Genomic DNA, 22485 nt, shown 5'->3' on the forward strand with positions numbered 1-22485 from the left:
CGCCGACGCTACCCGAGCAGTTCAGGCATCTCAGATTCTTCGTCGCGCAGGTGACGGCCGAGGAACGCCGTGACCACCTGGTACCAGATCTTGGCGTGTTGCGGCGCGAGCACCCAGTGGTTCTCCGTCGGGTAATACAGGAAGCGGTGCGGACTCTGGCCGTTGTCGTCGGCGGGCAGACCCGAGGACGACAGCAGCTCGTACCAGAGCCGTAGTCCTTCGCCGATCGGTACGCGATAGTCCTTGTCCCCGTGGATGACCAGCATGGGGGTGTGAATCTGTCCGACGTATCGGTGCGGCGAATTGCGTTGTGTCATTTCGGGTGTCATCTCGCGAGCCCACCAGAACGCGCTGTCGGTGGTCGGCCCGAACTGGTCGAGCGCCCACAGGCTGGCGTGCGTGACGATCGCATCGAACCGGTCGGTCTGCCCCGCGATCCAGTTGGCCATGTAGCCGCCGAACGAACCGCCCATCGCCGCGGTGCGTGAATCGTCGATCCGCGGGTGCTCGCATGCCGCGTCGACGGCGGCCATCAGGTCGGTATACGGCTCGGCACCCCAGGCGCCCCAACCCCGTTGGATGAACTGCTGACCGTAGCCCGTGGACAGGCCCGGGTCGGGCATCAGCACCGCGTAGCCGTGAGCGGTGAGCAGCCACGGATTCCAGCGCCAGTGCCAGGTGTTCCAGCTGCCCAACGGACCGCCGTGGATCCACAGCACCAGTTCTGCCGGCTCGTCGCCTTCAGGCAGCGTCAGCCATGAGCGGATCGGCGTCCCGTCCTCTGCAGTGGCGACCAATTCGGTGAGTGTGCCGGGGATTTCTGGGATCTCGACGCACGGCAGCTCGGTGATCGTGCCGTCTGGGTCGAGCCGTACCGGATGCGGCGGCACGGCGTAGGAGCTGCGCAGCGCGTAGATGACGCCGCCCGGTGCGGGGCACACGTCGGTGTAGGCGTAGTCGTCGTCGGTGAGCCGTTCAACGGTGCCGCTGCGCGGGTCCACCGTGAAGATGGGCCGACGGCCTGCCTCGTCCGCGGTGACGATCAGTGCCGACGAATCCGCGGCCCACGCCACAGATGCCGGCCAGCGATCCCAATCCGCTGTGATCTCGGCGTGGTCTTCACCGAAGTGCATGCAGCACAGCGTGATCCGCGGCGCATCGGTGGGGGTCGAATGAGTTTCCCTGGTGAACGCGACGGCGGTGCCGTCGGGCGCGATGACGGGATGCTCCAGTTCGGCGTCGGATTCCTCGGCGATGGTGGTGTGTGTCCCGGAAGCCCGGTCGATGCGGACCAGAACGGACCGGTTGGACACGCCCGGCCCGGGCACATGCCACGACGTGATCAGGAAGTCGCCGTCACTGCTGAGGTCGAACGTGGTCTCGCGCAACGCGTCAGCGGGATGCGGGGTCAGATCTGCCTGCCCGTCGGCATCGATCAGATGCGGCTGGTCGGGCCCGAGGTCGTGGTCCCAGAACCGGACTGGATAACCGGTGTGCAGCACGGCCGATACCGCGTTGTCCTTGCGCCGCTCCCGCAGCGCCTTGTCGTCGGCAAGGCTCTCGGCCGCGGCCAGCTGCGCCGCGCTGACCACGGTGACCTCGGCCGCGCGCGCACTGACCACAGCACTCACGCCGCCCGGCATGCTCAGGAGCTCGTCTGCTTCACCGCCGGCCGCAGGCAATCGCCACACCGCGGCAGGCGCCTTGTCGTCGGCGGCCCCGCCGGGCGCCGGCCGCGCGGCCAGGAACAACAGATCACCGATGCTGGTGAACGTCGGCGCGGACTCCCCTTTTGCGCCGTGGGTCAGTCGCCGTGCGGGCCGGCTCCCCTCGGCGTCCAATTCCCAAATCGCCGTGACGAATTCGGTGCGCTTGTCATTGAGGACGCTGACCGTGGTGACCACGCGCGAACCGTCCGGCGACACCGCAAGACCGGAAACCCGGGGCAAGGCAAGGTACTCGTCGAGATCGTGAAACGGCGTCATGGTCACTCACGGTAGCCGCGGGACGTCAGACCACCTGGGTGACCTGGCCGGTGCTGTCGGCACAAACGTGCGTGGGGTGCGGCAGCGAACACGCGACCGACCCGTTGGTGCGCGCTCCCATTTGGCTACATTCGAGCCATGGCTCAGTCCGTCCTCGTCGTCGGAGCCGGTATCACCGGCCTGGCCACCGCTGTCGCGTTGCAACGCCAGGGATTCGAGGTGCGCGTCCTGGAGGCCCGCGACGACACGTCGGCGGGTACGGGAATCAGCATCTGGCCCAACGCTTTGGCCGCACTCGACGAGCTGGGCCTCGGTGACGCGGTCCGATCCGCGGGAGGACGCGTGACCGCCGGGGCCGTGCGCTGGCACGACGGCACCTGGCTGCGTCGTCCGGAGCCCGAACGCTTCATCCGGGCGCTCGGCGAACCGCTTGTGGTCATTCGGCGCGCTGACCTCACCGACATCCTGTCCGCTCCGCTGGCGGCAGACACTGTCGAGTACGGCGTCGGGGTGCGCGGGCTCGTGACGACCGCTGACGGCGTGCGCGTAACGGTGTCGGACGGTTCGACGCGCGATGCGGCAGCCGTGGTCGGGGCCGACGGCGTCGACTCTGTGGTGGCGCGCCATCTGAACGGACCGCTGACTCGGCGCTATGCCGGTTACACCGCGTGGCGCGGGGTGGCGAAGCACCGCATCGATCCGGATATGGCGGGCGAGACCATGGCCGCCGGATTAGAGGTGGGCCACGTGCCGATGGGCGCGGAGCACACCTACTGGTTCGCGACCGAGCGAGCACCGGAAGGGCGCACCAGGCCCGACGGGGAGCTGGCGTATCTGCAACGGGCCTTCGCCTCCTGGGCCGAACCCATTCCGGCCTTGCTCGCCGCCGCGGACCCTGCCGAGGTACTGCGCAATGATCTCTATGACCGCGCGCCGGCCAGGTGCTGGGCGCGTGGACCCGTGGCGATCGCGGGGGACGCCGCACATCCGATGCGCCCGCATCTGGGCCAAGGCGGCTGTCAGGGGCTCGAGGACGCAGCGGTTCTCGGCGAGCTGGCGGGCCTGGCTCCGGATCTGGCGACGGCCTTCGCGCAGTTCACGACACGCCGACGCCGTCGCGTGCAGATGATCGTGCGTGAGTCGCGGCTGATCGGGCGGATCGTGAATCTGCGTCCCCCAGTCCTCAGCGCGGCCGCGATCCGGGCCAGCGCGCTGGTCCCCGAATTCGTACTCACCCGACACCTGGCGACCATCGCGGCGCGTTCGGCGTTCACCTCCGCGCGCTGAGGCCTCAGCGGGGAGCGCCGAGCGAGGCCAGCGGATCGAGCAGGGTCGAGCAGAGTCGGCGCAGGTCGAGGATCCCCAGTACCGAGCCGGGCCGGACGGCTGCACACCCGCTGGTGGCGGCAGGCGCCGGAGCAGCCCAGTCGGCGGGTGCTCCGGCTTGCGCGCCGCATTTCGGCCACGCCCCCAGGCCCTGAGTGGCCAGGACGTTCTCGGCGACCCGGATCTGCTCCTCACGCGACGCGGTGGCCGGGGAACCGCTGCCACCGTGGGCGGCCCAGGTGGCCGGTTTGAACTGCAGTCCGCCGTACGCGCCATTCCCGGTGTCGGTGGACCAGTTGCCACCGGATTCGCATGCGGCGATGGCGTCCCAGTTGACGGTGTCGGCGCCTGCGGTCGCCGTGGACACGGCGAGCGGAGCGAGCATCAGCCCCGCGGTGCCTGCGGCGAGCCAAAAACTCCTGATCAACGCGCTGCGGATGGTGCTCATCGTGGTCCTTCCCCGACCCTCGACTCCAGGACCCACACCAACAAGGTCACGATCTTGCATCTGTGCGGTCACTGTTTGCATCGTGTGACCAAATTCACGCGTTACAGGGGAGGCTGAAGATTTTTTTGAGGCCAGAGCAACGGGAGGGCCTGCTGAGCAAAAAAGGAGCGGTGCCGGGACGATTCCCGGCACCGCTCCTGGTCAAGCGTCTTGCGCGCGCCGATCAGCCGCGACGGCCGCACACCGGCCATGCGCCGATGCCCTGGGAGTGCAGCACGTTCTCGGCGACCCGGATCTGCTCCGAGCGCGAGGCGTTGTGAGGCGAGCCGGAGCCACCGTTGGCGCGCCACGTGCTCATCGTGAACTGCAGGCCGCCGTAGTACCCGTTGCCGGAGTTGGTCGACCAGTTGCCGCCCGATTCGCAGGCTGCAACGGCGTCCCAGTTGACACTGTCCGCATTGGCGGTGCCGGAGGCCAGCGCCATCGGAGCCACAGCGAGGGCTCCGGCGATAGCGGCCATGCCGAACGTCTTGCGGATGTTCTTCACTTCGTTCCTTTCGCCAAGCGCGCGCCACCCACACCCGCTCACGCGGGTGCGGCAGCCTGTGACAGGCCGGAGGAGTTGGTTCGTGCCGTCTCGGTCAGGCACGAAAGGGGGGGCCGAAACGCCCGGCCGGTATGACACCTGACCTCCGCATGGGCGCTCTCGCCGCCGCGGCCCCGCTCACACGCAGGTTCTTGGTTTTGGAATTGTTTGCTCCGTTTTGGAGCCGGTACGGACCGTACAAAGGTCTCGAAGAGAAGTCATATCGATCTAGAACCGATCGCGGAAAGATAACGTTCAGATCACGGGACGATGAGAGATTCGTTTATGCAGGTCAACTCTGCATTTGTCCAAGTTCGGCCGGTAAACCTTCTACCAGCATAAAGTGACACATATCACCCGCATTTTGTGACCTGAGCCACCGGAAAACCGCATGAAAACTGGCCCGCGCGCCCGCTGATCGACGTAAAACGACTGGTCAGTGCCATTGACGAGTGTTACAAACGCCGAGCGCTCGAATTTGTTCGCTGCGAGCATGCGGGCAGCGCTGTCCGGCCGGCCGTCAAAATTGTTGAGCCACAATGGGTCCCGCATCGCACCTCGCCCGGTGCGATGTTGGTAGATGCCCACACTGCGGCGTTAATCTCCTGCATTCCAGTATTTTTCACTCACCGCAGCACAGCCGATGCGGCGGGAAACCACGCATCGGATTCTCAGATTCTCTTAGACAGCGCGGTCAACGGGCCTTTTACCGCCCTTGCGGGCGGCATGTCCGATGACTTGTACCGCGAGGCGATCACGGGACGTCACCCAAACTCCAACGGGTACAACATGTTTCATCGAACGTCAGATCAACCGCCGGCCGACAGCCCAATTGTTGCCCGAAAGGCACGCACATCGTATATGAATAAAAAATTGCCAAAGAATATCGAAACGATAAATTCAGCTCTATAAGACTGCAAATGCGTTATTTGCTGATCCGCAGAACGCCCAGTGCAGGGCTGTCACGGCAGGTCTGCGGTGGTGTTCACGTTGGTCAGGGCGGGCTGCTCGGCGTCCAGCACCACCCGCTGCGTGTCGACGGATTCGGCCAGTGCCCGCATGCTGCGTTCCCCGGCCGCCACCAATTCGGCGATGCGGTCGGTGAGCGCACTTCGGTAGATGCCCGCCAGGTAATGATCGCGGCCGTCCCACGGCAACACGATGTCGGCATGGAGCCGGACAGCCGGAGCGACCAGCTCGTCGATGAGCTCGGCGGACAGGTACGGCATGTCGACCGCACAGACGAAGGCCAGCTCCCGGCCGGCGTCGGCAGCCGCACGCAGTCCACGCCCTGTCGCGACCAGCGGGCCCACGCCGCGGATCTCGTCGCGCAGCACGTGCGCGCTCAACTCGGGTAGCGGCTGGCCGGGCGCGGCGATGACGAACACCGGTGAACAGCGCACGCTGACCGCGGCGACCACACGCTCTACCAGCGTCGAACCTTCGAACGGGAGTGTGGCCTTGTCGCGGCCCATGCGGCGGGAGGCTCCACCCGCGAGGACCACTGCAGCCAACGGCACGGGCGATGTCACGCCCGTGACGTTAGCGCACGCGCACGCGAGGAGCGGTTAGACAGGCGCGCACGCGAGGAGCGGTTAGACAGGCGCGCACGCGAGGAGCGGTTAGACGGTCCAAGTGTCTTTGCCGCGCAGCAGCGCCTGCAGCGCTGCCGTGTCGTGAGGCTTGGCCTCGCGCGCCGAGCTGATCTGCGCACGGGCGGCGTCGTCGTAGGTCGGCTTGGCGACCTGACGGAAGATGCCCATCACCATGTGCTCGAGGTTCTGCTCGGACAGCCTCGACAGTGCGAATGCATACGCCGGATCCTCGATCTGAGCGTTGTGCACCACGATCTGCTCGGCGGACACGTCGGCGGTCTTGGCCACTTCGAGGCCATAGCCGGACTGGACCACGCAGTACTCGCCATCGGCGCCGAAGGTGATCGGCTCGCCGTGGCGCAGGTTGATCAGCCGGTCCTCGGCGCCTTCCTTGCGCAGCGCGTCGAACGAACCGTCGTTGAAGATCGGGCAGTCCTGCATGATCTCGACCAGCGCCGCGCCGCGGTGGGCGGCGGCGGCGCGCAGCACCTCGGACAGGCCCTTACGGTCGGAGTCCAGGGCGCGGCCGACGAACGTAGCTTCGGCGCCCAGCGCCAGCGAGACGGGATTGAACGGGTAGTCCAGCGAGCCCATCGGCGTCGACTTGGTGACCTTGCCGGTCTCCGACGTCGGTGAGTACTGCCCCTTGGTCAGACCGTAGATCCGGTTGTTGAACAGCAGGATCGTGAGGTTCATATTGCGGCGCAGGGCGTGGATCAGGTGGTTGCCGCCGATCGACAGCGCGTCGCCGTCACCGGTCACCACCCACACCGACAGATCCGGCCGGGCCAGCGCCAGGCCGGTCGCAATGGTCGGGGCACGGCCGTGAATCGAGTGGAAACCGTAGGTCTCCAGGTAGTACGGGAAGCGGCTGGAGCAGCCGATGCCACTGATGAACGCGATGTTCTCGCGGCGCAGCCCCAGCTGGGGCAGGAAGTTGCGGATGGTGTTGAGGATGACGTAGTCACCGCATCCGGGGCACCAGCGGACCTCTTGGTCGCTGGTGAAGTCCTTGCCCTTCTGCGGCGTGTCCGTTGTGGGCACCAGGGCGGTCTTCGTCAGGCCGGCCGTCAGTCCCAGGTCCGTGCCAATGAACTGGGTCGATGCGCGATCCGCTTCGCTTCTCGCTGTTGTCATGCGTTGACTCCCACAGACTCGACAGTGGCCGCCGCCAACCGCGCGAACTTGGCCTTGTCACTTTCCTTTTCACCCAATGTCCCGTCCAGGGCGGCGTCGATGATCCCCTCGACCTCGTCCGCCAGGAAGGCCATGCCCTCGACCTTCGTCACCGACTGGATGTCGACCAGGTACTTGCCGCGCAGCAGCAGGGCAAGCTGGCCCAGGTTCATCTCCGGCAGCACGACCTTGGGGTAGCGCTTGAGCACCTCACCGAGGTTGGCCGGGAACGGGTTGAGGTGGCGCAGATGCGCCTGGGCCACCTTGATGCCCTTGCGCCGGGCACGCCGGCAGGCTTCACCGATCGGCCCGTAGCTGCTCCCCCAGCCCAGCATCAGCAGGTCGGCGTCGCCGCTCGGATCGTCGACTTCGAGATCGGGCACCGCGATACCGGCGACCTTCTCCTCGCGCAGCCGAACCATCAGGTCGTGGTTCTTCGGTTCGTAGGAGATGTTGCCCGAACCGTTGGCGGCCTCGAGGCCGCCGATGCGGTGTTCAAGACCGGGGGTGCCCGGGACGGCGAACTGCCGTGCCAAGGTCTCCGGGTCGCGGGCGTAGGGCTGGAACGGCTCGCCTTCCTTGGCGAAGGTGTGCTCGATCGGCGGATAGGTGGTCACGTCGGGGATGCGCCACGGCTCCGAACCGTTGGCCACCGCGCCGTCGGACAGCACGATCACCGGGGTGTGGTAGTGCACCGCGATGCGCGCGGCCTCGACCGCGATGTCGAAGCAGTCCGAGGGCGACCGGGGCGCGAGCACGGCGACCGGCGATTCACCGTTGCGGCCGAACATCGCCTGCAGCAGGTCGGCCTGCTCGGTCTTCGTGGGCAGGCCCGTGGACGGGCCACCGCGCTGCACGTCGATGATGAGCAGCGGCAGTTCGGTCATCACCGCGAGGCCGATGGCCTCGGACTTCAGCGAGATACCCGGGCCCGAGGTGCTGGTGACGCCGAGCGCACCACCGTAGGACGCACCGATGGCCGCGCCGATGCCTGCGATCTCGTCCTCGGCCTGGAAGGTGAGGACGTTGAAGTTCTTGTGCTTGGACAGCTCGTGCAGGATGTCCGAGGCCGGGGTGATCGGGTACGTGCCCAGCACCACCTGGATTCCCGCGAGCTGGCCCGCGGTGACGATGCCGTAGGCGAGCGCGGTGTTACCCGAGATCTGCCGGTACTCGCCGGAGTCGAGCTTGGCCGGGGACACCTCGTAGGTGGTCGCGAAGGCCTCGGTGGTCTCGCCGTAGTTCCAGCCCGCCTTCAGCGCCAGCACGTTGGCCTCGGCGATCTCGGGCTTGCGGGAGAACTTTTCCCGGATGAAGTTCTCGCTGTGCTCCAGCTCGCGGCCGTACATCCACGACAGCAGGCCGAGCGCGAACATGTTCTTCGCGCGCTGACCGTCCTTCTTGGTGGCGCCGATCGCCTCGACCGCTCCTAGCGTCAGCGTGGTCATCGCGACCGACTGCACGACATAGTCGGACAGCTCGTCGGACTCCAGCGGGTTGCTCTCGTAGCCGACCTTGGCCAGGTTGCGCTTGGTGAACTCATCGGAGTTGGCGATGATCAGGCCACCGCGCGGCAGGTCGGAGACGTTGGCCTTGAGGGCGGCCGGGTTCATGGCGACGAGCACGTCGGGGCGGTCACCGGCGGTGAGGATGTCGTAGTCGGCGATCTGGATCTGAAACGACGACACACCGGGCAGCGTGCCCTGTGGCGCGCGGATCTCGGCGGGGTAATTCGGTTGTGTGGCAAGGTCATTGCCGAAGAGCGCCGCTTCCGAGGTGAAGCGGTCACCGGTCAGCTGCATACCGTCGCCGGAGTCTCCGGCGAACCGGATGACGACCTTCTCCAGCTTCTGCCTGGGCGCGGCTCCATTGCCGTTGCCGTTGTCACCCACGGCTCCCGCCTTTCACGCTGTTCGGCCGCCGCGCCGTGTCGCTGCCCCGCAGGGCGCGCCGTCGGTTCGGCGTGCACCAAAATTTTGATGTCACTAGCAGTACCGATTATTGCACTGCTCTTAGGTTGGGCTTTACCACGGCGTAGCCCGACACGCGGGCGATCACTGACCGAAGGCGCTGTTCAGTGACGTGAAGCTCGCTGAAGTGAGACAGGATTGTGGTATTCGTCACGTTCAGGAGAATGTCATTCTCTAAGGAAAAGCTACCGATGAGTAGCTGTGGGCTAGCACTTGGCCGCCACCGCGTACCTACAGTTCGGGTACCACCTGGACCCGTTTGTCGAGCTCGCGGGCCACGAGCTCGCTGGCCAGCTCGGCGGCGCGGCAGGGGCCTGCCCCCGCCGCCCGGTTGGCGACGTAACACGCAGTGAACATGTCACCGGCCCCGGTGGTCTGCACACCCATCACCCGCCAGGCCGCGGGCACGCGGACCACTGTGCCGTCGGTATAGATGTCACAGCCCTCGGAGCCGTAGGTGACCACGATCTCCGGCACACCGAGCTGCTCGGCGACCGCGGCGTCGAACGGGCCGTCGGCGACGATCACGGCCTCGTCCTCGGCCAGTTTGAGCACATCGAGATGACGCAACAGATCGGGCGAGAAGTTCCGGTCCTGGATCAGGGGGCCCAGCTTGTCGGCGCGGACCAGCCCCTGGCCGTCATAGGCGATGCGGTGCCCGCGGGCAGCGAGGTGCGCGAGCGTGTCCGCCGGGAAGTCGGTGCGCAGCAGCGGGGCCAGGTGGATCCAGGTGGTCTGCGGGTCGTCGGCGTCGATGTCGGCAGGCGTCCACACGGGTCCGAGGGCGTCGACCGACATGTGCCGGTGATCGGTGTCGTCGTAATCGAGGCGGAAGCCGCTGGTGCGGTCTGCGGGCAGGAACCGCACCATCGATCCGAAGCGGTCCAGCACGCCGTCGAACAGTTCATGGTCGGCCTCCGCGCCCATCGCCACGATGTGCCGCATGCCGGCCGCCGACTCGAGAGCCACCCCGGCGAACGACGCACAACCACCCGGGCTGGGCGGAGCCCCGTCGATGACGTCGATCGCCAGATTCCCCAGCACGGTCACGCCCGGGACGAGCTCTTTCGGCATCGAACGGATCTCCCCCCGGCTGGTCCATATGGTCTGGGCGCACGTGCGTGGCCGTGGGGCGAAATGGTAGCGGGACGGACTGTGAGCTGAACAATCGATGATCAAGGCAGGTTGTACGGCGTGACGATCTGGATGGGCGTCGGCTTGGCGGGTTCGGCCGGCAGGGCGCCATGCTGCTGGAGGATCAGCCGAACCGCTGTGCGGGCATCGGCCCGCAGGTCGTTGTGCAGCACCGCCGAGATCCTGCCGTCGCGCAGCAGACGCCGGTTGTCGGCGTCGAGGTCGTGGGCGATGAAGACGCTGCAGTCGCGGCCGAGCCGGTCGAATGCCGCCAGGGTCGCGGTGTTTCCGCCTCCCGGCGAGTACACGGCGCGGACCGCCGGGTGGCGCTGCAGAGCGTCGAACACCAGGCGTTCGGTCGTCACGTCGATACCGTCGCTGTCGGTGACCTCGACGACCGCCCGCCCCGACGCCCGCAGGCCCGACCTGAACCCCATCTCGCGCTCACCCTCCCCGCGGAACACCGTGCGGCTCACGGTGATCAGAACGTCCGACGCGGTGCTGCCGAGCCACTGATCCACCAGATAGGCCGCGGTCAGCCCGGCCCCGTGATTGTCGATCCCGACGTAGCCGCACCGCACGCTCGTCGGCACGTCGGTGGCGTAAGTGACCACCGGTACACCGGAGCCGACGAGCCGGTCGATCGCCTCGGCCACCTCGGGTTCGTCCTGCGCCTTGAGGATGACCCCGTGGCTGGCGCGCACGCGCGTCAGCGCATCGACCATCTGCGCCGTCGTCCCCGATTCCCACAGGTGGAACCGCGCACGCACCAGCGCCGGGGCGAACGCAGGCAGTTCGGCCTCGACCGCCGCCCGGAAGGCATCGGAAAACCGTTGCGGCGTATGCATGATCACGTCGATCAGGAAACGCCGGCCGTTGAGCCGCAGCTGCGCCCGCTGCTTGTCCAGATCGGCGATCGCCTGCCGGACCTCGGCGCGGGTGTTCTCCCGCACGCCGGGGCGGTCGTTGAGAACGCGATCGACGGTGGCCTCGCTCAGCCCACACTGCTGCGCGATCTCGCGAACCTTGTACCGGTGTGCCATTTTTCCTCCCGCGAGCAGTCGTTGCGGTACGCGACACGCCGCCGTTCGCGTACCGCAACGACTGCTCGCCGACAATGGTGATGGTTTTTTGATGGCTTTTTGCCGTTGATTGTGTCACAGAACACCGCAAGACTGTCTGTTATGGCCGCTCGACTGACCACCGCCCATCACCCGTGGATCACCGAATCCGATTGTTCGCTCGACGATTTCCGCGATCAGGTGTCCCGCCAGACCGACGCGGGCGATTACCCGCATGCAGTGGACATCCGCGCCAACGTGCCGGTGTACGCGGCATCGGCACCTACCGACCGCAAGGCCCTGCAGTCCGAGCTGATCGACGCCCTGACCGACGGTCCCGGTGTGGTGGTGTTCGCCGACGCGTTCGACCACCCGGTGATCGACGCCGCCAGCGCCGCCTTCACCGAATTGATCGAAGCCCAGCACGCCGAGGGCGCCGCCGCCGGTGACCATTTCGGCAAGGCCGGCGCCAACGACCGCATCTGGAACGCAGCGCAGAAGCTGGCACTGCACTCCCCCGCGGTGTTCGCGGAGTACTACGCCAACGACGTGCTCGCGCTGGTGTCGCAAGCCTGGCTGGGCCCGCGCTACCAGGTGACCTCCCAGGTCAACGTCGTCAATCCCGGTGGCGCAGCACAGGTTCCGCACCGCGACTACCACTTGGGGTTCGTCAGCCCCGACCAGCTGGCCGGCTATCCGGCACACCTGCACCGGCTCTCGCCCGCGCTGACCCTGCAGGGCGCAGTGGCTCACTGCGACATGCCACTGGCAAGCGGCCCCACCATGCTGCTGCCGTATTCGCAGCGCTTCGAGGCCGGCTACATCGCGTTCTACCGTCCGGAGTTCATCGAGTTCTTCGCCGCCCACCAGGTGCAGATTCCATTGGCCAAGGGAGACGCGGTGTTCTTCAACCCGGCGCTCTACCACGGGGCCGGTGCCAACACCTCGCCCGACATCCGACGGATGGCCAACCTGCTGCAGATCTCGTCCCCGTTCGGCCGGGCGATGGAGTCACTCGACCGCACCGCGATGGTCCGCGCGGTGTACCCGGCGCTGCTGGCCATGAAGAAGTCCGGACGTTCCGAACACGAGCTGGCCAACGTCGTCAACGCCACGGCCGAGGGCTACGCCTTCCCCACCAATCTCGACCACGATCAACCCATCGGCAGTCTGGCTCCACCCAGCCAGGTCGACACCGTGCTGGCCGCGCTGGCCGACGACCTCGACGCCGACGAACTCGACACCATCCTCGCCGCACAGAATGAACGGAGAATCCCATGACCACACTCGGCGTGATCGGACTGGGCCGCATCGGCGCCTTCCACGTCGACACGCTGTCGAGCCTCGACGGCATCGACCGGCTGGTCCTCGCCGATGAACGGCCCGATGTGGTGGCTGCCGTCGCCGCCAAACACGGTGCCACGCCCGCTGATTCAGTGGAGGACCTGCTCGACTCGGGTGTCGACGGCGTGGTCGTCGCCGCCGCGACTCCGGCGCATGCCGAGCTGACCCTGGCCGCCGTGCACCGGGGCCTGCCGACCTTCTGCGAAAAGCCCATAGCCGCAACGGCCGCCGAGAGCGCGCACGTGGCCGACGTGATCGCCAAGTCCGGAGTTTCGGTCCAGGTGGGCTACCAGCGCCGGTTCGACGCCGCGTTCGCCGCAGCCAAACAAGCGGTGGATTCCGGCTCGCTGGGCCCTCTGCACACCGTGCGCAGCACCACCATGGACCCGGCCCCGCCGCCGATGGAGTACATCGCCGGATCCGGCGGCATCTTCCGCGATTGCGCCGTACATGATTTCGACGTGCTGCGCTGGATCACCGGGCAGAACGCCGTAGAGGTGTATGCGACCGGGACCAATCAGGGTGATCCGCGGTTCACAGAGTACGGCGATGTCGACACCGCCACTGTGGTGGTGACGTTCGATGGCGGCGCCACGGGCATCGTCTCTGCAGCGCGGTACAACGCGCGTGGCTATGACTGTCGACTGGAGGTGCACGGCTTCCACGACACGGTCGTGGCGGGCTGGGATCAGGGTGTGCCGATGCGGAACATGGATCCCCGCAATGACTTTCCTACCGGTCCTTACCATCATTTCTTCATGGACCGGTTCACCGACGCGTTCCGCGCCGAGCTGGCCGGCTTCGTCTCGGTGGTCAAGGGCGAGGCCATTCCCGGAGCCACCGTGGCCGACGCCGTCGAGGTCGCCTGGCTCGCCGAGGCGGCCACCGAGTCGCTGCGGCGAGGGGTTCCGGTGCGCATCGAGGAGGTTCGGAACGCATGAGCCCGATCAAACTGGCGGGAGCGCCCATCTCGTGGGGCGTCTGCGAGGTGCCAGGCTGGGGTTACCAACTGCACCGCGATCGGGTGCTCGCCGAGATGCGCGACACCGGACTCACCGCAACCGAACTGGGGCCCGACGGATTTCTGCCCGCCGATCCGGCTGAGCTGGCCGCTGTCCTTGACACACAAGGGCTTTCGTGTGTCGGCGGGTTCGTCCCCGTGGTGCTGCACGACGCGGGCCACGACCCGGCCGACGATTTGGCCGGTCCGCTGGCCTCCTTGTGTGCGGCCGGCGCAGGTGTCGTGGTGCTGGCTGCTGCCACCGGAGCCGACGGCTACGACTCGCGACCGGTGCTCGACGAGGACCAGTGGGCCACCCTGCTGGCCAATCTGGACCGGCTCTCGGAGCTGGCTGCCGCGGCAGGCCTGCTCGCGGTGCTGCACCCACATGTCGGGACCATGGTGGAGACCCGCAGCGACGTCGACCGCGTGCTCGCCGGCTCAGCCATCCCGCTGTGCCTGGACACGGGCCATCTCCTGATCGGCGGCACCGACCCGCTCGAGTTGGCGAAAGCCGTGCCGCACCGCATCAAGCACACGCACCTCAAGGACGTCGACGCCGCCCTGGCCGCCCGCGTGCAATCGGGCGAGCTCACCTACACCGACGCCGTGCGGGCGGGCATGTACACGCCGCTGGGCACCGGGGACGTCGATATTGCCGGGATCGTTTCGGTGTTGCGCAACAATGGGTTCGACGGCTGGTTCGTCATGGAGCAGGACACGATCCTCGACGGCGAGCCGACGGACGAGGGGCCGGTCCGTGATGTGCGCACCAGCGTCGCGTACCTGACCGGCGTCGTGGAGTGAGCTTACGCATCGGAGTGCTGGGCGCCTCACGCATCGCCGAGAAGGCGATCGTGGGGCCGGCCCAGCAGCTGGGCCACCGGCTGGTGGCTGTCGCGGCCCGGGATCCGCGCCGGGCCGCCGCGTTCGCCGAGAAGTACGGCGTCGAGCGCGTCGCGGACTCCTACGCCGAGGTCATCGACGATGCCGAGGTGGACGTCGTCTACAACCCGCTGGCCAACGGATTACACGCGCCGTGGAACCTGGCGGCGATCACTGCGGGCAAGCCCGTGCTCAGCGAGAAACCGTTCGCCCGCAACAGATCCGAAGCGTGCAGGGTTGCCGAGGCGGCCCAGGCCGCCGGGGTACCGGTGCTCGAAGGTTTCCACTACTTCTTCCACCCGGTCACCCGGCGTGCCTTCGCGCTGGCTGCCGACGGATCGCTGGGCACCATCACGCATGTCGAGGTGCGGATGGCCATGCCCACTCCAGCCGACGACGACCCGCGCTGGTCATTGGAGCTGGCGGGCGGGGCGCTCATGGATCTCGGCTGCTACAGCCTGCACATCATGCGGTCGCTGGGTCGGCTGGCGCCTGACGGTCTGCAGGGCCTGCCCTCGATTACCCGGGCGCACGCCGAGGAACGCACTGCGGGCGTGGATGAGCAAACCGAGGTAGAGCTCGCCTTCCCCGGCGGCGCAACGGGATTCAGCGCCCATTCGATGGTGGCCGAGGCCTATTCGTTCACGCTCCGGATCATCGGGACCGCCGGAGACGTGTTCGTGCACGACTTCATCCGGCCCGACCTCGATGATCGGCTGACCGTCACCGATCCCACGGGGCGGCGGGTGGAGCGGCTCGGCGTCCGCTCGTCGTACAGCTACCAGTTGGAGGCATTCGCCACGCATGTACGCGACGGCGTACCGCTGCCCTACGACCTTTCCGATGCCGTGGAAAACATGTCGTACGTCGACACCGCCTACCGGGCGGCAGGCTTGGGGCCGCGCTAGGTTCTCGGCGCGGTCGTCGAGCTCCGCACCACCAATTTGGGCTCACACACCACGTCGACGGGGACGCCCGGTGTGTCGATGCGTTCGATGGCCCGCGCGACGGCGAGTTCGGCCAGCCGTCCGCTGTCCTGCCCGACGGTGGTCAAGTCCACGTGGGCCAGGCCGGCCAACGGGCTGTCGTCGTAGCCGACGACCGAAACCTGTTGCGGCACCGTCACACCCGCGCGGATCGCGACGTCGATGAAGCCGAGCGCGCAGCGGTCGTTGAACGCGAAGACCGCCGTGGGTAGCGGTGATCCGTCGCCGACGAGGGTCGTCGCCGCGGCCGCTCCAGCATGTTCGGTGATGCCACCTGCGACGGTCGTGACCGTCACACCGGCTGCCGCAGCCGCCCGGCGGACGCCCTTGCGCCGTTCGGCAGCCCCGGGCGCCCGGCCACCGTCGAGGTAGGTGATCGCCGTATGCCCGAGTTCGACGAGGTGACCCACTGCCAGGCCGGCGCCTACCGTGTCGTCGCTGCGCACCGCGTCCACGCCGCGCACCTTGCGTGCCAGCACCACCACCGGCAACCGGCCATCGAGATCGGCCAGGTCGCGCGCAGGCAACTCGCTGCCGATCAACAGCAGTGCCTCGCAGCGGTCGTCGAGCAGTGTGCGGACGGCCTTGGCTTCCCCGTGGTGTGGGGTCACACAGCTCAGCAGCACGTCATAACCGTGCGCTTCGGCAGCGCAGTACACCCCGTCGACCAGTCCGGCATGGAATTCCTGTCCCGCGGTGAACACGACGCCGAGCAGGTTGGAGCGCTGCGAGCGCAGCAACCGGGCTCGAGGATCGGGCCGGTAGCCGATCTCGTCGGCAGCCTGGCGGACCCGAGCCCGGGTGGCCTCGCTCGCGCCCGGCACGTCGCGCATCACGATGGACACCAGGGCGCGTGAGACGCCGGCCCTCTCGGCGACGTCCTGCAGCGTCGGTCGATCCCGCATGGCGATCAGTCTAGAACGTTCTAGCAATTTTCTTGACGAACCTGCCCGCACCGGCTTTACTCATCACAGTTCTAGAACGTTCTAGTCCCTCAGGAGTCCGTCATGTCAAGTCCCGTTCGTTTCGGCCTCATCGGCACCGGCTGGATCGGCCGGTTCCACGCGGAGTCACTCGTCGGCCGAGTTCCCGGCGCTGCTCTGGTCGCCGTCGCCGATCCGAATATCGAAGCGGCACAATCGATTGGAGCACCACGTGCGTACGCGGACCCGGCCGAGTTGATCGCCGACCCGACCATCGACGCGGTCGCCATCTCTTCCCCCGCCGCCACCCATACCGATCTGGTGGTCGCAGCCGCGCAGGCTGGCAAGCATGTGTTCTGCGAGAAGCCCATGGCCCTGACCCTCGATGACGCCGACCGCGCGATCCGCGCCGCCGAGACTGCGGCAGTGGCGCTGCAGGTCGGATTCAACCGTCGCTTCGCGAGCGACTTCGCCGTAGCCCATGATGCCATCACGGCGGGCGGCATCGGCACACCGCAGTTGTTGCGCTCGCTGACCCGCGACCCCGGGATCACCGCCGATGTGGCGGCGCGGGTGAAACCGTGGACGATCTTCAACGAGACCCTGATCCACGACTTCGACACGCTGTGCTGGCTCAATCCGGGTGCCCGGGTCACCGAGGTGTACGCACAGGCCGCGGCGCTGATCCACCCGCAGTTCGCCGACGCCGGGTTCCTTGACACTTCGGTGGTCCAGCTGCGCTTCGACAACGGCGCGTTCGGCATCGCCGAGGCCAGCTTCCAGGCGGTGTACGGCTACGACGTGCGCGGGGAGATCTTCGGCTCCAACGGCGTGCTGCTGGCCGGGCGTGAACCGGCCGACGCTCCCAGGCTCAACACCGAGCTCTTCCACGATGCCTATGTCGCTCAGCTGGCCCACTTCGTCGACAGCGTCGTCGCAGGCGTCACCCCGTCAGTCACCGGGCACGACGCCCGTGTTGCCCTCGAAATCGCTTTGGCAGCAGCAGAATCCGTATGCACCGGCGCGCCCGTGGCGCTCGCAGAGGCGGTGACCGCATGAGTTTCGAACTGGCCGTGTGCGCCGAAATGGTGTTCACCGATCTCGACATCACCGAACGTGCCCGACGCATCGCGGAACTCGGTTTCGCGGTGGAGATCTGGAGTTTTCACGACAAGGATCTCGACGCGCTCGCCGCCACCGGCGCACGGTTCTCGTCGATGACGGGTTATCTGCACGGTGATCTCTACGATCCCGAGGGAGCTCGGGAAGTGGTGCGCACCGCCGAGCAGGCTATCAAAGCCGCCGCAGTACTTGGTGTTCCGCGTCTGGTGGTGCACCCGGGCGAGCTCGCCGACGGCCGAGCCGCCCGCCCGCAGCACCGCCCAACCGGGCAGATGTGGCTCGCGGCGCAGCGTGGCCTGGAAGCCCTCGGCGAGCTCGGCGCCGACGCCGGTGTGACGTTCTGCCTGGAGAACCTCAACACCGTGGTCGACCATCCGGGGGTGCCTCTGGCACGCGCCAAGGACACGCTGGCACTGATCGAGGCGGTCGGGCACCCGAACGTCAAGATGATGCTCGACCTCTATCACGCCCAGATCGGTGAGGGAAATCTCGTCGAGCTCGTCCGCAGGGCCGGAACCGCCATCGGAGAGGTCCAGGTGGCCGACGTGCCGGGACGGTGTGAACCGGGCACCGGCGAGATTCACTACCCCGCCGTGGCAAAGGCATTGCGCGACAGCGGATACACCGGAACCGTCGGCATGGAGGCCTACGCGGCCGGCGACAGTGTCACAGCGCTGGAGGCGTTCCGCGCGGCCTTCTCCTGATCCGCCGAAACTACGCTTATTGAGGTAGTTCTGCCCAAATCGGGCCACAAAGCGTAGTTTCGGCGAGGTCGCACCGTGCGGTTACGCCGCGTGATCGTGGTTGTGGCTGACCACTTGCGGTTCGGTGGCAGCGACCACGGGCGGCATGGGCGCGACGACCGGCTTCGGTGCCGGCTGCGGCAATGAGCCACTGTCGGCCGGCAGCGCATTGCGTCGTTTTGCCCTGCGCCGCAACACCAGTAGCACCGGCGCAATGATGAGCAGTACCGCCGCCAGCCCGCCGCCGATTCCGACCCACAGCCACGGGAAGGGTTTCGCCGGTGCGGCCGGGGTCACCAACTGCACACTGTTCTTGACGAGGAAGGCCCGTAGCGCGGCTGCATCGGTGACGAAGTTGAACGGCTGGTTCTCCCCCGAGATGGTGAAGTCGTTGAGGCCCACCACCTGACCGGTCGTGTTGTCGACCGTCGGGCCGCCGCTCATACCCCCGGAAATGGCGGCGCTGATCTCCGTTCGCGCCGCGCCGCTCGGGGTCACCTGCTGACTCGAGGCCGAGCCGTCCTTGAAGCTGGGTTCCTGCAGACGCGACGCGTCCATGTTTTGGCCGATGTCACCGGGGAATCCGGCCGAGGTCAGGCCGGTGCCCGGAGCGGGGGCCTTGTCGGCGACGGGCAGAGCAGGCAGCGCGGGCTGGTTGGCGACCTTGATCAAGGCGTTGTCGCCGTCGTCGAACTTCTGGAAGTCGACGACCTGAGCGGTCACGAAGTGGTCGATGACGCGGCCCTGCCCTTCGGGCTGGATCACCTCGACGCTGCGGTCGATGGGAGATCCTGGCTGCTGGCCCTCGATCTGCCATTCGTCGGCGAAGGCGTTGCTCGCATCCTTGGTTGCGGTGTCGATATCTTCGCCCGAGTCGAGGTACAGCTGAGTGAGTATGTCCTGCTTGACCTCTGCGTTGTTGGGATCGACACAGTGGCCCGCGGTGGCGATGTAGCCGGCCGGGTCCACGATCACACCCGAGCAGGAGAAGTCGGCCTTGATCACTTTCGACCAGAAGCCATGCCCGTCGGTGGTGGCCGACGCCGGAACGTAGACCTGCCCGGAGTACTCCGTCGAGATGTAGACCAGTGACTCCTTGACGTGTTGGTCGATGTCCGTTTGGGTTTGGGCGTGCGCGTACGGCGCACCAAGTGCCAACCCGAACATCGTCAGCGGCAGCGCCGCGATTGAAACCATTCCGGTTTTGGCTCGACTCGCCGCGGTGGACGGGGCGCGGGTGATCCCGGCGGATCCCGGCAGAAAGGTAGACATGTCACTTTTCTCCTTGGTGAAGTGGGTCGTATCGGTGGATACCCGAGCAACGTATGGCCGTGGGCGACGAGAATCACGAGTAGTCGCTACTCGTATGGGTCCGGGATAAGCAAGGCCCGCAGGGGTACCGGCAAATAGTTGCCGCCGGTAACAGTTGATCAGCGAATTCTTCAGCTATATCACAGGTTATCGACAGCATCGGGCGCCAGGCATAAGCCCGATCCGGAATTGCTGGCGGTCGGGCTGCGTTGCGCTTCTTCTCGCGTGGCGGGCGATATTGACGCCTACACTTTGAACGTGGCACGCCAATGGCAGCTACTGGATCGTCGTGCCGAACGCGATGCGATCAGATCAGCGCTGACCGCCACCGACAGCTGCGGCGTCGTCCTGGTGGGCGCGGCGGGGGTCGGGAAGACAACACTGGCCCGCACCGTCACGGCATCGTTGCGCTCGAACGTCCGCTGGGCCGCATGCACCGAATCCTCCCGGAACATCCCCCTTGGCGCCTTCGCGTCGTGTGTGAGCCCATTGGCCTCACGCGACCCGGTCGCCCTCATCGCGTCGGCCCGGGCCTCCGTCCTCGACGGCGAAAGCACCGTAATCGGCGTCGATGACGCGCATTTGCTCGATCAACTATCGGCGATGCTGCTCCACCAGATCGCCGTCGATCGAGCTGGACACATCGTGGCCATCGTTCGTAGCGGCGAGCCGGTACCTGACGCTGTCACGTCGCTGTGGAAGGACGGGTACCTGGAACGCTTCGAGCTCCTACCGTTCTCCAAACAGCAGAGCATCGCGCTCGTGGAATCGGTGCTCGGCGGGACGTTGGAGGGCCTGAGTGCCGACGTCATGTGGGAAGCATCGGGCGGAAATCCGCTGTTCCTAAGGCATCTGGTCGAAGGCGCCTTGGAGGCCGGCACCTTGGCCGAGGTCAACGGCGTGTGGCAATGGCGCGGCCGCACAGTGGTCCCTTCGGGCTTGGCCGCGCTGATGAAGGCGAGACTCGATCACGCGGGCGTCGATGTCGTCAACGCGTTGACGCTGTTGGCACTGTGCGAACCGCTCGATATCGACGCGCTCTACGAGCTGGCCGGTGAGCAGGCCGTGGACGCCGCCGAGGCGCAAGGGTTGATCCGACTCGCCCCCGACGGCGCCCGAATCGTCAACGCGCGGTTCAGTCACCCGCTGTACGGAGACGTCATCCGATGTCACGTGCGGACCGGGGTGGCACGCAAGCTCAGAGGCCGCCTCGTTCAGGTCCTTCGCGACCGCAAACTGGACTCGCCCGTGAGCCGCATTCGACTGGCGCAGCTCTACGTCGACAGCGATCAGCCTGTGGACACCGACCTTGTCGTCGCCGCTGCCAAGGACGCGATGTTCCTGTCCAACCTGCCGCTCGGTCAAGAGCTGGCCCGCACGGCGCTCGAATGCGGTGGCGGTCTGCGGGCGGCCGCGCTCTTGTCGCGGGCGTTGCTGTGGCAAGGCCATCCGATGCAGGCCGACGAGATCCTCGCTCGGTTTGATCCTGCGAGCCTCGACGAATTGCAACTCGTCCAGTGGGGCATTCCCCGTCTGTCCCTGCTCTTCTGGTCGATGGGCGATGTCACCCGGGCGCACGAGGTGCTCGACGTGCTGTGCGCGCGAGTCAAACATCCCAGCCTCAGGCTGATCGTCGATGCGACCGCGTCGGCATTGGCAGTGCACGAGAACCGAATTGCCGACGGGTTGACCGCGGCCGAGCGCATCCTCGCCGATACCAGCGCGCCCGACCAGGCGTTCGAATTCGCCGCTTTCAGCGCGGGACTGGCCATGCCGGTCGCCGGTCGCGGCGGCGACTTCGAACCGATCGCGGCCAGGTGCCGCGCCGAACAGAAGGCCACCGACGGCATGATCCGCATCATGGTGCGGTACTGCGACGTGCTGGCGCTGACCTATGTCGGCCAGCTGGATCTGGCCGACCGCCGGGCAGCCGAATACGTCGATTTCTCGTCACCGGGCCAGTTCGCGGGATGGGCGATCGCGAAGATCATCGCCGGGCTCGTCGCCACGTATCGCGGGCACTTCCCGCAAGCCATTTCGTCGATCGAACAGGCTCTGGCGGCGCTCACCGCCGAGGCCTCGTTGCCCTGGCGGCTACCTGCGCGGCTGCTGCTGGCGCGGGCCTATGCCGCGCTGGGCAGATCGGAGCAGACCGAACGGGTGCTCGACGACGCGATGGAGCACTCCGGAGCGTTCATGGCACTGCACGAGCCGCAACGGTTGATCGCCAGATCGTGGCTGGCGGCGGCGAAGGGCCATGACCGTTCCGCCGTCGAATTAGCCCGCACCGCGGCCGATCTGGCAGATCAATCGGGCCAGTACGCCGCCGCTGCCGAAGCGCTGCACCATGCGGCACGCTTCGGCGACCGCACGGGTGCGAGCCGCCTTGCCGCACTGGCACAGCGCGTAGACGGCCCGGTGGCGGCCATCTACGCCCGTCACGCCGCGGCTCTCGCTGCCTCCGACGGGCAGGCACTCGATGCGGTCAGCGCGGAATTCGAAAAGGCCGGACTGCTGTTGTCTGCCGCGGACTCTGCCGCCCAGGCCGCGGCACTGCACGACCGCGCCGGGCAACGACGGCAAGGCACGGAGTCCGCAGCGCGTGCCCTGCGTCTGGCAACCGAATGTGGCGGGGCCACAACGCCTGCGGTCAGATCGGCCGCGCATCCACTGCCGGTGACATCGCGGGAGCGGGAGATCGTCGCGCTGGTTGCCGAAGGGCTGTCGAACCGTGAAATCGCGAAGCGTCTGACGCTGTCGGTGCGCACCGTCGAAGGACACCTCTATCGCGCGTGCACCAAGCTCGACGTCACCGACCGCGACGAATTGGCGAAAGTGGTACTGCACCACGCCGACTCGAAGGGTATCCCGAAAACAAACTGACGCGCCT

The 22485-nt window shown here is 67.0% G+C and carries 17 protein-coding genes and 1 pseudogene; 8 read left to right on the plus strand and 10 right to left on the minus strand.

Going from position 1 to position 22485, the window contains the following annotated elements; all coding sequences use genetic code 11:
* Positions 1–8: 8 nt before the first annotated feature.
* Positions 9–1985 (minus strand): S9 family peptidase, encoded by a 1977-nt coding sequence (locus A5784_RS04350; RefSeq protein WP_064942838.1) that lies wholly within the window; start codon positions 1983–1985, stop codon positions 9–11.
* A 138-nt stretch (positions 1986–2123) separates the two neighbouring features.
* On the opposite strand from A5784_RS04350, the gene A5784_RS04355 reads away from it, so the two are divergent.
* Positions 2124–3272 carry an FAD-dependent oxidoreductase gene (locus tag A5784_RS04355; RefSeq protein WP_064942672.1) on the plus strand — a complete coding sequence of 383 codons (1149 nt, stop codon included), beginning with the start codon at positions 2124–2126 and terminating at the stop codon, positions 3270–3272.
* Between the two features lie 4 nt (positions 3273–3276).
* Here A5784_RS04355 and A5784_RS04360 read toward each other — a convergent pair whose 3' ends face one another.
* The 7 genes and pseudogenes from A5784_RS04360 to A5784_RS04390 form a co-directional block, all read right to left on the minus strand.
* Positions 3277–3759: a transglycosylase family protein gene (locus A5784_RS04360; RefSeq protein WP_064942673.1), complete on the minus strand. Its 483-nt coding sequence runs from the start codon at positions 3757–3759 to the stop codon at positions 3277–3279.
* A 223-nt stretch (positions 3760–3982) separates the two neighbouring features.
* Positions 3983–4216 (minus strand): annotated as a pseudogene (locus A5784_RS04365) (transglycosylase family protein); the annotation flags it as partial.
* A gap of 1091 nt (positions 4217–5307) precedes the next feature.
* On the minus strand, positions 5308–5877 hold the full coding sequence (mobA, locus tag A5784_RS04370; protein WP_082944651.1) for a molybdenum cofactor guanylyltransferase: 570 nt from the start codon (positions 5875–5877) through the stop codon (positions 5308–5310).
* Between the two features lie 90 nt (positions 5878–5967).
* Entirely contained in the window at positions 5968–7077 is a 1110-nt protein-coding gene (locus tag A5784_RS04375) for a 2-oxoacid:ferredoxin oxidoreductase subunit beta (RefSeq protein WP_064942676.1), read from the minus strand.
* Positions 7074–9008: a 2-oxoacid:acceptor oxidoreductase subunit alpha gene (locus A5784_RS04380; protein ID WP_064942677.1), complete on the minus strand. Its 1935-nt coding sequence runs from the start codon at positions 9006–9008 to the stop codon at positions 7074–7076. Before A5784_RS04380 ends, A5784_RS04375 begins: the two co-directional genes overlap by 4 nt.
* Before the next feature lie 309 nt (positions 9009–9317).
* Positions 9318–10136 carry a PfkB family carbohydrate kinase gene (locus A5784_RS04385; protein WP_064942678.1) on the minus strand — a complete coding sequence of 273 codons (819 nt, stop codon included), beginning with the start codon at positions 10134–10136 and terminating at the stop codon, positions 9318–9320.
* Positions 10137–10261: 125 nt separating this feature from the next.
* Positions 10262–11263: a LacI family DNA-binding transcriptional regulator gene (locus A5784_RS04390; protein ID WP_064942679.1), complete on the minus strand. Its 1002-nt coding sequence runs from the start codon at positions 11261–11263 to the stop codon at positions 10262–10264.
* Positions 11264–11404: 141 nt separating this feature from the next.
* Here A5784_RS04390 and A5784_RS04395 point away from each other — a divergent pair, with 141 nt between their 5' ends.
* Genes A5784_RS04395 through A5784_RS04410 form a run of 4 tightly spaced genes read left to right on the plus strand, consistent with a single transcriptional unit; the run spans position 11405 to position 15418 of the window.
* On the plus strand, positions 11405–12562 hold the full coding sequence (locus tag A5784_RS04395) for a phytanoyl-CoA dioxygenase family protein (protein WP_064942680.1): 1158 nt from the start codon (positions 11405–11407) through the stop codon (positions 12560–12562).
* Complete coding sequence (locus A5784_RS04400; protein WP_064942681.1) at positions 12559–13566, plus strand: Gfo/Idh/MocA family protein; 1008 nt, start codon at positions 12559–12561, stop codon at positions 13564–13566. Before A5784_RS04395 ends, A5784_RS04400 begins: the two co-directional genes overlap by 4 nt.
* Positions 13563–14432, plus strand: a complete 870-nt coding sequence (locus tag A5784_RS04405; protein ID WP_064942682.1) for a sugar phosphate isomerase/epimerase family protein — start codon at positions 13563–13565, stop codon at positions 14430–14432. Before A5784_RS04400 ends, A5784_RS04405 begins: the two co-directional genes overlap by 4 nt.
* Entirely contained in the window at positions 14429–15418 is a 990-nt protein-coding gene (locus A5784_RS04410) for a Gfo/Idh/MocA family protein (RefSeq protein ID WP_064942683.1), read from the plus strand. Before A5784_RS04405 ends, A5784_RS04410 begins: the two co-directional genes overlap by 4 nt.
* Here A5784_RS04410 and A5784_RS04415 read toward each other — a convergent pair.
* On the minus strand, positions 15415–16401 hold the full coding sequence (locus A5784_RS04415) for a LacI family DNA-binding transcriptional regulator (protein WP_064942684.1): 987 nt from the start codon (positions 16399–16401) through the stop codon (positions 15415–15417). The two genes, A5784_RS04410 and A5784_RS04415, sit on opposite strands and share 4 nt — an antisense overlap.
* Positions 16402–16503: 102 nt before the next feature.
* Between A5784_RS04415 and A5784_RS04420 the strand changes: the two genes are divergently transcribed.
* On the plus strand, positions 16504–17478 hold the full coding sequence (locus A5784_RS04420; RefSeq protein ID WP_064942685.1) for a Gfo/Idh/MocA family oxidoreductase: 975 nt from the start codon (positions 16504–16506) through the stop codon (positions 17476–17478).
* A complete protein-coding gene (locus A5784_RS04425; RefSeq protein WP_064942686.1) occupies positions 17475–18245 on the plus strand; it encodes a TIM barrel protein in 771 nt (256 codons plus the stop codon). Before A5784_RS04420 ends, A5784_RS04425 begins: the two co-directional genes overlap by 4 nt.
* 81 nt (positions 18246–18326) lie before the next feature.
* Here A5784_RS04425 and A5784_RS04430 read toward each other — a convergent pair whose 3' ends face one another.
* A complete protein-coding gene (locus A5784_RS04430; protein ID WP_064942687.1) occupies positions 18327–19556 on the minus strand; it encodes a trypsin-like peptidase domain-containing protein in 1230 nt (409 codons plus the stop codon).
* Between the two features lie 297 nt (positions 19557–19853).
* On the opposite strand from A5784_RS04430, the gene A5784_RS04435 reads away from it, so the two are divergent.
* Positions 19854–22478, plus strand: coding sequence for a helix-turn-helix transcriptional regulator (locus tag A5784_RS04435; RefSeq protein WP_064942840.1), 2625 nt, complete (start codon positions 19854–19856; stop codon positions 22476–22478).
* Positions 22479–22485 lie beyond the last annotated feature (7 nt).

This window comes from Mycobacterium sp. 852013-50091_SCH5140682 (assembly GCF_001665685.1).
GTDB lineage: Bacteria > Actinomycetota > Actinomycetes > Mycobacteriales > Mycobacteriaceae > Mycobacterium.

Excerpts from the sequence above, each read along its gene's own strand:
- A5784_RS04425 (WP_064942686.1), top strand. The coding sequence starts at position 17,475 with ATGAGTTTCGAACTGGCCGTGTGCGCCGAAATGGTGTTCACCGATCTC.
- A5784_RS04360 (WP_064942673.1), bottom strand. The coding sequence starts at position 3,759 with ATGAGCACCATCCGCAGCGCGTTGATCAGGAGTTTTTGGCTCGCCGCA.
- A5784_RS04350 (WP_064942838.1), bottom strand. The coding sequence starts at position 1,985 with ATGACGCCGTTTCACGATCTCGACGAGTACCTTGCCTTGCCCCGGGTT.
- A5784_RS04405 (WP_064942682.1), top strand. The coding sequence starts at position 13,563 with ATGAGCCCGATCAAACTGGCGGGAGCGCCCATCTCGTGGGGCGTCTGC.
- A5784_RS04400 (WP_064942681.1), top strand. The coding sequence starts at position 12,559 with ATGACCACACTCGGCGTGATCGGACTGGGCCGCATCGGCGCCTTCCAC.
- A5784_RS04420 (WP_064942685.1), top strand. The coding sequence starts at position 16,504 with ATGTCAAGTCCCGTTCGTTTCGGCCTCATCGGCACCGGCTGGATCGGC.
- A5784_RS04355 (WP_064942672.1), top strand. The coding sequence starts at position 2,124 with ATGGCTCAGTCCGTCCTCGTCGTCGGAGCCGGTATCACCGGCCTGGCC.
- A5784_RS04430 (WP_064942687.1), bottom strand. The coding sequence starts at position 19,556 with ATGTCTACCTTTCTGCCGGGATCCGCCGGGATCACCCGCGCCCCGTCC.
- A5784_RS04395 (WP_064942680.1), top strand. The coding sequence starts at position 11,405 with ATGGCCGCTCGACTGACCACCGCCCATCACCCGTGGATCACCGAATCC.
- A5784_RS04415 (WP_064942684.1), bottom strand. The coding sequence starts at position 16,401 with ATGCGGGATCGACCGACGCTGCAGGACGTCGCCGAGAGGGCCGGCGTC.
- A5784_RS04390 (WP_064942679.1), bottom strand. The coding sequence starts at position 11,263 with ATGGCACACCGGTACAAGGTTCGCGAGATCGCGCAGCAGTGTGGGCTG.
- A5784_RS04375 (WP_064942676.1), bottom strand. The coding sequence starts at position 7,077 with ATGACAACAGCGAGAAGCGAAGCGGATCGCGCATCGACCCAGTTCATT.